This is a genomic window from Pedobacter sp. 10L46_2 (genome assembly GCF_056395165.1).
Genome location: NZ_JBFTIZ010000236.1, coordinates 1 through 12,262, shown reverse-complemented (window position 1 = coordinate 12,262; position 12,262 = coordinate 1). Strand labels below are relative to the sequence as shown.

Annotated in this window: 10 protein-coding genes; all 10 read left to right on the top strand. The window is 39.7% G+C overall.

What is annotated here, in order from left to right:
• The coding region (locus AC1DDX_RS20355) for a PQQ-dependent sugar dehydrogenase (RefSeq protein ID WP_477622492.1) at positions 1–409 on the top strand (409 nt) is incomplete at its 5' end.
• Positions 410–428: 19 nt separating this feature from the next.
• The gene (locus tag AC1DDX_RS20350; RefSeq protein ID WP_337716820.1) at positions 429–3,188 is read left to right on the top strand and encodes a glycoside hydrolase family 2 protein; all 2,760 of its coding nucleotides are present in this window, start codon (positions 429–431) and stop codon (positions 3,186–3,188) included.
• A gap of 61 nt (positions 3,189–3,249) precedes the next feature.
• Positions 3,250–4,272: a LacI family DNA-binding transcriptional regulator gene (locus AC1DDX_RS20345; protein ID WP_288879201.1), complete on the top strand. Its 1,023-nt coding sequence runs from the start codon at positions 3,250–3,252 to the stop codon at positions 4,270–4,272.
• On the top strand, positions 4,269–5,267 hold the full coding sequence (locus AC1DDX_RS20340; protein ID WP_337716822.1) for a beta-propeller domain-containing protein: 999 nt from the start codon (positions 4,269–4,271) through the stop codon (positions 5,265–5,267). Before AC1DDX_RS20345 ends, AC1DDX_RS20340 begins: the two co-directional genes overlap by 4 nt.
• Positions 5,268–5,387: 120 nt before the next feature.
• Positions 5,388–5,606, top strand: coding sequence for a hypothetical protein (locus AC1DDX_RS20335; RefSeq protein WP_477622491.1), 219 nt, complete (start codon positions 5,388–5,390; stop codon positions 5,604–5,606).
• Entirely contained in the window at positions 5,572–6,723 is a 1,152-nt protein-coding gene (locus AC1DDX_RS20330) for a sugar MFS transporter (RefSeq protein ID WP_477622490.1), read from the top strand. The genes AC1DDX_RS20335 and AC1DDX_RS20330 overlap by 35 nt, the downstream gene beginning before the upstream one ends.
• Complete coding sequence (locus AC1DDX_RS20325; RefSeq protein ID WP_288879204.1) at positions 6,723–9,566, top strand: endo-acting ulvan lysase-like protein; 2,844 nt, start codon at positions 6,723–6,725, stop codon at positions 9,564–9,566. Before AC1DDX_RS20330 ends, AC1DDX_RS20325 begins: the two co-directional genes overlap by 1 nt.
• Before the next feature lie 18 nt (positions 9,567–9,584).
• Positions 9,585–10,601 carry a LacI family DNA-binding transcriptional regulator gene (locus AC1DDX_RS20320; RefSeq protein WP_337716824.1) on the top strand — a complete coding sequence of 339 codons (1,017 nt, stop codon included), beginning with the start codon at positions 9,585–9,587 and terminating at the stop codon, positions 10,599–10,601.
• Positions 10,602–10,686: 85 nt separating this feature from the next.
• The gene (locus AC1DDX_RS20315) at positions 10,687–11,913 is read left to right on the top strand and encodes a glycoside hydrolase family 88 protein (RefSeq protein ID WP_477611809.1); all 1,227 of its coding nucleotides are present in this window, start codon (positions 10,687–10,689) and stop codon (positions 11,911–11,913) included.
• A gap of 95 nt (positions 11,914–12,008) precedes the next feature.
• The coding region (locus tag AC1DDX_RS20310; RefSeq protein WP_477622489.1) for a two-component regulator propeller domain-containing protein at positions 12,009–12,262 on the top strand (254 nt) is incomplete at its 3' end.

Sequence of the window (12,262 nt, the reverse complement as noted above, 5' to 3'; positions counted from 1 at the left end):
GGATAAATACGAGGAAATAGATCTGGTTACAAAAGGGGGCAACTACGGTTGGCGTGCATTTGAAGGTGTTCATTCCTACAGGCCAGCAGATCCACAACCTAAAGAACATATTTTGCCAATTGCCGAATATCCTCATACCGAAGGCATAAGCATTACAGGTGGATATGTTTACCGTGGTAAGGTAATTCCATCCTTAAGTGGTAAGTATGTTTTTGGCGATTTTATGGGGCCGGTCTGGAACCTTTCCAAAGGTTCAAACAACAAATGGGTAAGAACAAAAATGTCAATTTCCAGAGATCCGGGATACTGGCATATCTACAGTTTTGGAGAGGATCTTAAAGGTGATATATATATGCTTACCGTTTTGCTGGAAAGCCAAAAGGGTGTGTTGTATAAAATGGTTCCATAATCTTTCAATTTTGACAATCATGAAACGAATAATTTTCTGTGTCTTGTGCCTTGTTGGCTTAATCTCTGTTGGAGTTTTTGCGCAGCAAACCAAGGTTGTTTATTTATCAGGAACTGATAAGGACAATACTGTTAAGTGGGAATTCTTTTGTACCAAGGGAATGAATAGCGGTAAATGGACTGAGATACCAGTTCCCTCTCAATGGGAACTACAGGGATTTGGTGGTTACAATTATGGTCATGACAAGAAAAAATCGGATGAGCAGGGGCTGTACCGCTATCATTTTAAAGCAGACAAATCCTGGGCTGATAAAGAGATTCAACTTGTTTTTGAAGGGGTGATGACTGATGCTGAAGTCAAAATTAACGGTCAACTGGCTGGAGCGGTACACCAGGGTAGTTTTTATCGTTTTAATTACCATGTAAATAATCTGTTAAAATTTGATGCCGATAATGTGTTGGAAGTAACCGTAAGTAAACAAAGTGCTGATCCTACAGTAAATGATGCTGAAAGAGAAGGCGATTTCTGGGTGTTTGGAGGTATTTTTCGCCCTGTTTACCTTAAGGTAATGCCTAAGTCGTTTATTAACCGTGTTGCAATTGATGCAAAGGCCGATGGGAATTTCGGAATAGATGTATTTACTGGCAATATAAAGTCTGGAGATAAAATATCCGTGCAATTGAAAACATTAAAAGGAGCTTCATTCGGAACTCCGTTAACTTACAGTGTATCTAATCCTGCAGATTCTATAAGGCTTGCCGGTAAGTTTACTAATCCTAGCCTCTGGAACCCTGAATTCCCAAATCTTTATACTGCTGATGTGAGCATAGTAAGAAATGGGGCCGTTGTTCATCTACTAAATCAACGCTTTGGATTCAGAACAGTAGAGGTAAGAAAGTCGGACGGTATTTATGTAAACGACACTAAGATTTTAATAAAAGGGGTAGATCGTCACAGTTTCTGGCCGGAAAGCGGCAGAACACTAGGTAGAAAGATTCATCTTCAGGATATTATGCTCATGAAAGATATGAACATGAACGGTGTTCGTATGTCCCATTATCCGCCTGATGCCGAATTCTTAGACCTTTGCGATTCTATAGGGTTATTTGTAATTGATGAACTAACCGGTTGGCAACAACATTATGGTACTCCCGTTGGGCGAAAGCTGGTTAAAGAATTGATAGTTCGCGACGTGAACCATCCAAGTGTTGTGTTTTGGGCAAATGGAAATGAAGGAGGGTTTAATTTCGATTTGGATAACGACTATGCATTTTATGATCCGCAAAAACGGGTAGTGATTCATCCCTGGAGTAATTTTAACAACATAGACACTAAACACTATCCTGAATACAGTTACATCGAAAATGCCGCTAAAAAACAAGATATACTGCTTCATACTGAAATGATCCATGGTCTTTACGACGGAGGACATGGAGCAAGTCTTGATGATAACTGGAAGCTCATTCGTCAAAATCCGAGGCATGCAGGAGGCTTTCTGTGGGCATTAACCGACGAAGGAGTGGTTAGAAAAGATAAAAAAGACAGTCTGGATACCGATGGAAATCATGGGGCGGATGGTATTGTTGGTCCTCACCGCGAAAAAGAAGGAAGTTTCTATACCATCAAAGAGGTTTGGAGCCCGGTACAGCCCAAAAAACCGGATTTTACTTCACAAAACATAACTATTGAGCTAGAAAATAACTACTTGTACACCAATCTTTCTGATTGTAAGTTTAGCTGGCAACTGGTTAAATATCCTTTGGCAACAGATAAAAAAAGTGGATTTACCCAAATTTCTTCGGGCAAATTATCAGTTGCATTGGCACCGGGTAAAACAGATAATTTCAAACTAAACCTTTCTTCTAACTGGAAGGATGCAGATGCATTGCGGTTTACCGCTACAAACAGTCAAGGTCGAGAAATTTATACCTGGATTTGGCCTATTAAAACCACCGCTCAAATTGCACAGAAGAATTTGATTTCTATAGTCAAACAAAAAAGTAAAATTACAGAATCAGAAAAAGAGAATGAATATGTTGTGGTACAGAATGGTGTAACATATACTTTTGATACGCAGACGGGTTATTTAAAAACTGTTGAAAATAGTAAAGGGGCAGTTTCCCTTGGTAATGGTCCTATCCTTGCAGGTGTAGATCAGACACTTCAGAGCTTTAAACATACTAAAACAGCAAATGGGGGAATCATAGTAGAAAGTTCTTACTCAGGTGAATCAACGCTGCATGCCAAATGGTTATTTGCTGCAGGAAAACCTGTAACTCTGGAGTACGATTATACACAAACAGGAACCGCAAATTTTTATGGGATCACTTTTAACATCGACGAATCTAAAATAAAAGGAATGCGATGGTTGGGCGATGGACCTTACAGAACCTGGAAAAACAGATTAAAAGGAGTGAGTACAAGCGTTTGGGAAAAGAGTTACAATAATACCATAACTGGCGAAACTTTTATTTACCCGGAATTTAAGGGCTATCATGCTAATCTGTATTGGGCAGAAATACAAGCGGGGAGTTCTTCATTTAAGGTATATACTGATAAATCAGACTTGTTTCTGCAGATGCTGAAACCGGATAAGCAACGTACATCGTTCATCCCTCATGTAAACCCTCCTTTTCCAGAAGGAAACCTTGGATTTTTAAATGCAATAGCACCTATTGGGAATAAATTTAAGCAGGCAGATTCAATGGGACCACAAAGTCAAAAAAACATTGCGGTGGGTTCAAAGGTATCAGGAAAGCTTTGGTTCGACTTCAATTAGGTCGTTTAGGTAAGTATAGGAGTTTTTTAGTACATTCATCATGTTTTAGCTTACGTGCTTTATGTATAAACCTATAACTTTAAAAGATATCGCAATAGCACTGGACCTTTCACCTTCAACGGTTTCCCGGGCGTTAAGGGATACTTACGACATTAGTGAAAAGACAAAAAAACTGGTAAATGACTATGCCACTCTTGTAAATTATCAATCCAACCCAATGGCGGCCGGACTGAGGAGTAAAAAAAGTAAATCTATTGGCATAGTTGTCCCTGATTTAGCAAATAGTTTCTTTTCACAAGCCATATCAGGAATTGAGTCAATAGCTGAAAAAGAGGGTTATCATACCATAATCTCGCAAACAAAAGATTCATATCACAAGGAAATCGAAGTGATTAACCATATGGCTAACCGCTATGTTGATGGTCTGATCATTACCATGTCTTCCGAAACAACTGAATATACACATCTACAGCAAATGCATAAAAGCGGTTTGCCCATTGTCTTCTTCGACAGGATTGTAGATGAAATAAATACCTATAAAGTAGTTTGCAATAATTTTGAAAGCTGTTATAAGGCCACTACGCAATTAATAGAAAATGGTAAAAGAAATATCGCTTTTCTAGCTAATGCACCACAATTGTCAATATCTAAAGAGCGGATAGGCGGATATAAAACAGCAATGACTGATCAGCTAATTTCATCGCGTGATGAACTGATCAAGTTCTGTCCTTCAGGAGGCAGCGATTATGAAGAAGTTGAACTGGCAATAAAACAATTGATGGCATTAGACGAGAGCCCCGATGCAATATTTGTGGCGGGAGACAGGCTGAGCATGGCTTGCCTGAGAGCTGTAAAAAATTTAGGTATTAAAAGCGATGAACTGTCAATCATAGGTTTTTCGAATGTAGATATTATTGATTTGCTTCAAACCCCAATTTCTCATATCAGACAACGAGCTTTTGAAATGGGGCAAATATCTATGACCATGCTTTTAAAAATAATTGAGACTAAATATCCAATTACTGACTTTGAAACCAAAGTAATTGATGCTGATATATTTTGGATGGAACATCTAAGCGTATGAAAAACAAACTTCAGTTAAAGTTCATGCTGATATTGGCATTGATGATTGGCATTGGTAAACAGACGATGGCTCAAACCGGCATCAGTCATATTTTAGCGCCAAAAGTTTTACCAGGAAAAGGACTTAAGCAATTCGATTTTTTTTATGCCGGTGAAGCCAAATCCCGCAATATGTATATTGTGCGTGGTGGTAAAATAACATGGTCTTATATAGATACACTGGGAAGAGGGGAAATTAGTGATGCAATATTAATGAAAAATGGAAATGTATTGTTTGCCCACCAATATGGCATTACTTTAATTAATTCCAATAAAAAAGTGCTTTGGAAGTATAATACACCAGAAGGGTTCGAAACGCATACAGCTCAGCTCATTGGCAAAACACATGTTGTATTTGTTCAAAATGGTAATCCGGCCAAAGTTTTAGTCATGAATATCAACAGTAATAAGATTGAAAAAGAATTTAAGTTACCTTTTAAAAGTGGTACTCACGGTCAAATCAGACATGCCAGATTAACAAAAGAAGGAACTATACTAGTTGCTCATATGGACTTGGGCAAGGTTTGCGAGTATAACATCAATGGCAAGGAACTTTTATCACTTAATGTTCCCAGTGTTTGGTCGGCCGTACAATTAAAAAACGGCAATATATTGGTCACCAGTAATAATCGATTTGTTCGGGAAATCACACGCAGCGGCACGATCGTTTGGGAGTACATTTTAGATGAAATACGCGATTATAAGGTTTCATCACCACAACTTGCAACACGTTTACCTAATGGCAATACACTTATAAATAACTGGTTTAACCAATGGGATAGTAAACTAGACCCTGAAAATGCACCGGTACAGGCTATCGAAGTTACACCAGCTAAAAAAATTGTGTGGGCACTCCGCTCATGGGCAGCACCGGTAAATTTGGGGCCATCAACTACCATCCAGTTACTTAAGGATATCGGTTCACTAGAAAAGTTTCATTTTGGTGAAATAAGATAAAGATGTTTTAAAAAAAGCCCCCATTCGACCGGGGGCTTTTTTTTTTCGTATAAAATTATTTTCATTGAATTTAATTGCAATTCTAAGAGTATAGGATTGGATTCTTTGTGTCTTAATTGTATGGAGGAAAAGAAACCAAAAAAAGATGATTGTGAGGAAGAGGGGCCTTTATCCTTTAGAGTTGAAAAAGTTTCTCCACAAAAAATAAAGGAACACTGGCAAAAAATAGCGAATAGAATTAATGGAATACCCAAGACGGCTCCCGATGCTGGTATTCCAAATAACAAAGATAATCCCAATAAAAATGATACCCATTACCATGGCCGATGTTTTAAATAAACATTTTCAGCATGTACTGAGCTTGAGCAGATCGCAATCGGCCTTTGTACAATTTGCCGTGTTTGGCGCCTATGCGGTGATGGGAATTCCTGCCGGCTTGTTTATGAAACGATATGGTTATAAAAACGGAGTATTACTTGGTTTATCACTTTTTGCAGCAGGTGCCTTTCTTTTTGTTCCTGCTGCTTATACCTCCTCATTTGCTTTTTTTGGTCTTGCCTTGTTTATCCTGGGTTGTGGCTTATCAACGCTCGAAACTGTAGCACACCCTTTTGTAGCTGCACTAGGAGACCAGCGCACAAGTGATCAAAGGATTAATTTTGCCCAATCTTTTAATGCAGTGGGCGCAATGCTGGGACCATTGATCGGCTCTTATTTTTTACTAAGAAACAACACGCCGGGAAGCACAGACCTAACTTCAGTAAGGATTTTATATCTGGTAATAGGGGGAGTGATTGTATTGATTGCCATTTCTTTTGCAATGGTTAAGGTAAAAGATACCACTGATCCACATGCCGTGCTGGCAGATGAAGCAGCTGTGAATGTTGATGTTGCACCTGATAAAAAACTTTTTGAACACAAGCATTTTGTATGGGCGGTGATTGCACAATTTTTCAATGTGGCGGCGCAGGCTGGAACTTGGGCATTTTTTATCAACTACGGACATGAAAAAATGGGATTCAGCGATGAAAAAGCCGGAAATTATATGGTCTTGTTTATGGGGTTAATGCTTCTAGGTCGCTTCACAGGTACCTTTTTAATGCGGGTAATTGCACCAAATAAGCTGTTGGCGGCTTTTGCCCTGTGGAATGTGTTAATGTGTATTATCGTAGCACAAGGATTGGGCTGGCCTTCTTATGTAGCCTTGCTGATGATCAATTTCTTTTTTAGCATCATGTTTCCTACTATTTTCAGTCTTGGAATCAAGAATCTAGGTGCCCACACCCAGCAGGCTTCCTCATTCATTTCTATGGGAGTTGTGGGAGGGGCCTTTTTTCCATTCATTATGGGAAGAATGGCAGACCATTTTGGAGTGGCTCATGCGTATTATGCACCCATTGCCTGTTACCTGGTGATTTTCTTTTTCGGAGCTAGATTTTATAAAGTAAAACATTAATGAAACGAAAGATAGTAAGTGTGTTCTTGTCAGGCCTTTTTTGGGTTGGTATGGCAAGGGCTCAGCACATCAAAATACCTTCTTTAACCCATACTGAACACCCAAGACTGCTCACCGATGCGAAAACGGGAAAAGCACGACTGGCCACATTGATTAGTCGTGAAGATTGGGCAAAAACTACATATGAGAAAATTACTGCTGAGGTAAGTCCTTACGTTGATCGGCATCAACAAGACAGCACCTGGATGGTTTCCCGCCTACAGATGTACTGGAATACCCATTCAACAGATGTTTTCATAAAAAATGGTGCTTATGCCTATGCAACAGGAAAAGCGCCTGTCCCAACAGTACGGTTTACCGGTACCAGAGATGTTGCCAGTCAGTATATGCGGCCTAAACTGGAAGATATTAAACCCTACATGGATCAGGATGGCAAGGTCTATTTTCAAAGCAAGGGATCCGGACAGGCCTGGGAATGGGTAGATCAGTCTAAAACAGGCAGAAGTATTGAATCGATAAATATTGAAATCATCAATAAGGCAAGAGATGCGGCAATGATTTACTGGTATACCGGATCAGAAAAATATGGAAAATTCGCTTACGATCTTTTCAAAACCTATATGACCGGAATGTATTACCGGAATGAACCAATAGACCTGAACAAAGGGCATGATCAGACTTTGGTAGGTTTGTCGTCATTTGAAGTAATTCATGAAGACATCCTGGAGCCTTTAACTGCATGCTATGATTTTTTGCATGGCTACATTCAAAAAAAACACCCCAAACAATTGCCTTTGTATGCAGAAACATTTAAGAAATGGGCAGATATTATTATTAAAAACGGTGTGCCTTTCAATAATTGGAACCTGATAGAGGCAAGGTTTGTTGCCTGCATCGCCCTGATACTTGAAAATGATCAGGTTTATCCGGATAAAAAAGGTTGTGGGTACTATCTGGATCAGATTTTGAATCAAACTCATACACGGCAATGGGCTCTTACCGATATTTTAAAGAAAGGCTATGATCCCAAGACGGGAATATGGGCCGAATCTCCGGGCTATTCGGTAAATGTTTTGGCTGATTTTACGGGTTTTGTAAACTTCTTTGATAGAACCATGAAAATGGATCTCTTACCTGAACTGCCTGTGCTTAGTCAGGCAGTTTCTGCACAGCCACAATACTTATTTCCCAATGGGTCTATCGTTGGATTTGGGGACACTCATTATGGGCCAATCCGCATGGAACCCATGGAAGATCTGATCAGGAATGCCAGGTTGCATGGAAAAAAACAACAGGAACTATATTATACACGTTTGTTAAAAACAATGCAGAATCTGCGACAAAAGGAGGAATCAGGTTTGCCAAAGTTAAGGACTGGTTTTATGTCTTTGTTTAGTAATCCACCTTTAACGCTTAGTGAATCGGTAGCAACTGGTTTACCAGAGGATTATATGACTGCCACTTTTTGGGCGCCTAATGTAGCCTGGATGGTACAGCGCAATGGTATTGATCCGCACCATGGCCTAATGATCTCTCAGGCCGGTTCAGGCGGAAATCATGCGCATGCGAACGGAATTGCGATGGAATTATATGGGAAAGGCTTGATACTTGCTCCTGAAGGGGGAATTGGAGGTAGTTATTTTCAATCCGATTATGCAGAATATTACTCTCAGTTCCCGGCACACAATACTGTAGTGGTAGATGGCATTTCATCATACCCTACTATGAAAAGTAACCATTTTCTTAAACTACAGGGTGCTTATCCGGAACCGGGTATAAAACAGGGATACTTTAAGGATGTTACTTATTCGAATTTACTGTTTCTGGAACCAGAGACCAATTCTAACCAGAACAGGCTAATGAGCATTGTACGAACCAGTGACTCTAGTGGGTATTATGTTGATGTTTTCCGGTCGGCTAAAAAAAATGGAGGTGATAAGTATCATGATTATATCTATCATAATCTAGGGCAGCGACTTAGTCTTACTGATGCCTTAAAAAAGCCATTGCCCTTAAAGGCTACTGATAAGCTGACCTTTGCCAATGAGGAGCTGATGGGTTATGATTATTGGTACGATAAGCAGTCTGTCGTTTCATCAGGCGATTTCAATGGCAGGTTTGAGCTAGATATTCCTGGAAGGGCAGGAGTATATATGAACATGTGGATGAAAGGATATCCGGATCGTGAGATTTTCAGCGTGAAAGCACCACCCTCAAAATCCTGGAGAAAAGATCAGTTGATACCTGATAGTATTGCCAACTTGCCTTTACCTACTGTTGTGGTACGTCAGAATGGAGCGGCATGGGAGCGCCCCTTTGTAGCAGTTTACGAGCCTGCCGAAGGTAATACTGGAGGAGATATTGCCAGGATCTCTTCATTTGCAGGGGTAGGAAATGATTCTTCTTTTGCGGGAATCCAGGTTGAAAGTAAAAATGGAATGATCGATTATATTTTTGCAGGGGCAGCGGCCGAAAGCATTAAATATCAGGATATGCAGTTTAAGGGAACTTATGGAATGGCGAGAGCTAAAGCTGATGGATTAGTGTTTTTGTTTCTTACTGATGGGAATGAACTCTCAAAATCTGGATATGGTCTGTTCGCCGGTAAAAGTGCTTCGGCAGTGTTGTCTTTTAAAGATAAACAAGCCTTTTTCAGCTCATCCGCCGAAATCAATCTAACACTTCCCGACGTTTACCTTAGTGATAAAGAAGTTTCAATAAGCTTTACCATTGAAGGAAAGCTGAAAAGAATAATAGGTAATAGATTGGAAAACAATGGAACAAAGGTTGTTTCTTTTATGATGCCGGCTTTGAATCTCACCGAAATTGCTATTAAACAGTAATACCAATATCTTTAGGTTATGACAAAGAAACTATCCATAAGAGATATTGCGGGCGAACTAAACATATCCAAGACCACAGTATCTCTTATTTTAAATGGTAAGGCAAAGGAAAACAGGATCAGCGATGTGTTGATCGAGCGGGTGGTAAATCATGTGGAGAGGAGGGATTATAAGCCTAACCAGCTTGCAAAAAGCCTTAGCACCGGTAAAACCATGATTATTGGTCTCATGGTCGAAAAAATTTCTGATTATTTCTTTGCGCAGGTAGCTTATCATATCGAAGAGCTGGCTTATCAGAATGGCTATAAGATCATTTATTGCAGTACAGATAATGATGCTCACAAAACCAGAGAACTCATTAATCTTTTTCGTGAAAGACATGTAGATGGATATATCATTACACCTCCGGCAGGCATTGAGCAGGATATCCAGGCATTGATTGATGATGGTTTACCTGTGGTGCTTTTTGACAGATATTTCGAAGAGGTAAATAGCAGTTATGTGATTCTTGACAATTATAAGGCAAGCTTCGATGCAGTAATGTACCTGATTAACAGTGGTCACGAAAATATTGCCTTCGTTGAACTTGATTCCGATCAGAGTCAGATGCTCGATCGGCGAAAGGGATACCTGGATGCCCTGGCAGTGAAAGGCCTTAAGCCGCTGTTGTTAAAAATACCGTTCTCCAGTACAATGGACCAAAAGGCAGCGCGGCTGGTCAACTTTATCAGGAATAATAATCAGCCAGAGGCTATTTTCTTTGCCACAAATTACCTGGCCTTTAGCGGAATAAAAGCACTTAATCAGTTAAATCTTAATATTCCAGGTGATGTGGCCATCGTTGCTTTTGATGATCATCAGGTCTTTGATATTTACGCTCCAACCATAACGGCAGTAGCACAGCCGATTTCAGAACTGGCAAGTCAATCCATCCGCATATTGCTGGATATGCTGGATCCTAAAAAAAATGCTCAGTTTCCTCAAAAGATAGTTGTCCAATCAGCATTCATCGTTCGTGATTCGACTAAAAAATAGCAAAGCAGTGTATTCCTTGTAATTAGAATTTTCTAAAATTTATTTATTTCTGAGTATAACTGATAAATTTAAGTGTCACTAGTGTATGACGACAATAAATACTTTCAGAAATCTTTTTTTCACAGTGGTAGTTGTTCTTGGCAGCAAGATCAGTTTTGGGCAGTTGAACACCAGGCAATCCATTGCCTATTGCACTTCACAAATCCATAAAACGCTTAGTCAGCTTCCTGCAGATAGTGTGAAAAATATACCAAGAAGCATTCTTTCTGGTCAGCAGCAATGGCAGTTCATTAACTATCAGGACTGGTGTAGTGGTTTCTGTCCCGGAATACTTTGGTATGCTTATGAAGGTACACATGATCAGAAATTTAAAACCCAGGCCGATAAATTTTCGCGCGAGCTTACACCACTTTCTACTAGGAAGGCATTTGATCATGACCTCGGTTTTCAGATTTTTAACAGCTTTGGAAATGGTTATCGATTAACAAAGAATCCTGACTATAAAAAGATCATACTCGCCTCTGCTGATACTTTGGCAACCCTGTTCAATCCAAAGGTAGGCACCATTTTATCCTGGCCACGACCAGTTCCCAATATGGAATGGCCACAGCATAATACCATAATTGATAACATGATCAACCTGGAAATGTTATTCTGGGCCTCAAAAAATGGAGGTGATAAAAGGCTCTATGATATCGCTGTATCACACGCCAAAACTACTATGAAAAATCATTTCAGACTGGATTATACTTCTTATCACGCAGTGGTTTACGATAAAGAAACCGGTAAAAAAATAAAAGGTGTAACCCATCAGGGGTATGCAGATGATTCCATGTGGGCGCGCGGACAAGCCTGGGCTATATATGGATATACTATGTGTTACAGGGAAACCAAAGACCCTTTATTTTTAGATTTTGCTCAGGAAGTGACTGATGTTTACTTGCAGCGATTGCCTGCCGATCTGATTCCTTATTGGGATTTCAGTGATCCTGCTATTCCAAAAGCCCCAAGAGATGCTTCTGCAGCAGCTGTTGTTTCTTCAGCTTTACTGGAACTTTCAACGTTTACCAAGGATAAAATTAAGGCAAACACCTATAGGGATAAAGCAGAGCAAATGCTAACTTCTTTATCATCAGTACAGTACCAGAGCAGACAAAAGAATAGTGCTTTTCTTTTACATTCAACGGGACATAAACCCAACGGATCTGAAGTTGATGCTTCTATTATATATGCAGATTATTATTATCTTGAAGCCTTATTGAGGCTTCAAAGGCTTCAAAAGGGCTTAAATCTTAGGAATGCCTTGAAATAAAAGCGTTTACAGAACTGCTTTTATTTGAAAAGTATTAGCCGGATGCAGATATAATCTGCCTATTTTAGGCTACTGAATTAATAAACTGAACAGGGGTGAGGATTTCGCTGATTTTATTGCTTTTTCTTTTTAGCCTAACAGGGCTAAAGGCAACGGATTTTCCTCCTGTGAGCTATTTGGGGATAGAAAATGGCTTGTCCAATAACCTGGTGCGTTCCATTTATCAGGACCACAACGGCTTTATGTGGTTTGGTACCCGCGATGGCCTGAACAGGTATGATGGATATGGATTTAAAGTATTTCGAAACAAGCTCAATGATCCGCATTCTTTGGTGCATAACATTATTCA

Excerpts from the sequence above, each read along its gene's own strand:
- AC1DDX_RS20350 (WP_337716820.1), top strand. The coding sequence starts at position 429 with ATGAAACGAATAATTTTCTGTGTCTTGTGCCTTGTTGGCTTAATCTCT.
- AC1DDX_RS20345 (WP_288879201.1), top strand. The coding sequence starts at position 3,250 with ATGTATAAACCTATAACTTTAAAAGATATCGCAATAGCACTGGACCTT.
- AC1DDX_RS20340 (WP_337716822.1), top strand. The coding sequence starts at position 4,269 with ATGAAAAACAAACTTCAGTTAAAGTTCATGCTGATATTGGCATTGATG.
- AC1DDX_RS20335 (WP_477622491.1), top strand. The coding sequence starts at position 5,388 with ATGGAGGAAAAGAAACCAAAAAAAGATGATTGTGAGGAAGAGGGGCCT.
- AC1DDX_RS20330 (WP_477622490.1), top strand. The coding sequence starts at position 5,572 with ATGATACCCATTACCATGGCCGATGTTTTAAATAAACATTTTCAGCAT.
- AC1DDX_RS20325 (WP_288879204.1), top strand. The coding sequence starts at position 6,723 with ATGAAACGAAAGATAGTAAGTGTGTTCTTGTCAGGCCTTTTTTGGGTT.
- AC1DDX_RS20320 (WP_337716824.1), top strand. The coding sequence starts at position 9,585 with ATGACAAAGAAACTATCCATAAGAGATATTGCGGGCGAACTAAACATA.
- AC1DDX_RS20315 (WP_477611809.1), top strand. The coding sequence starts at position 10,687 with ATGACGACAATAAATACTTTCAGAAATCTTTTTTTCACAGTGGTAGTT.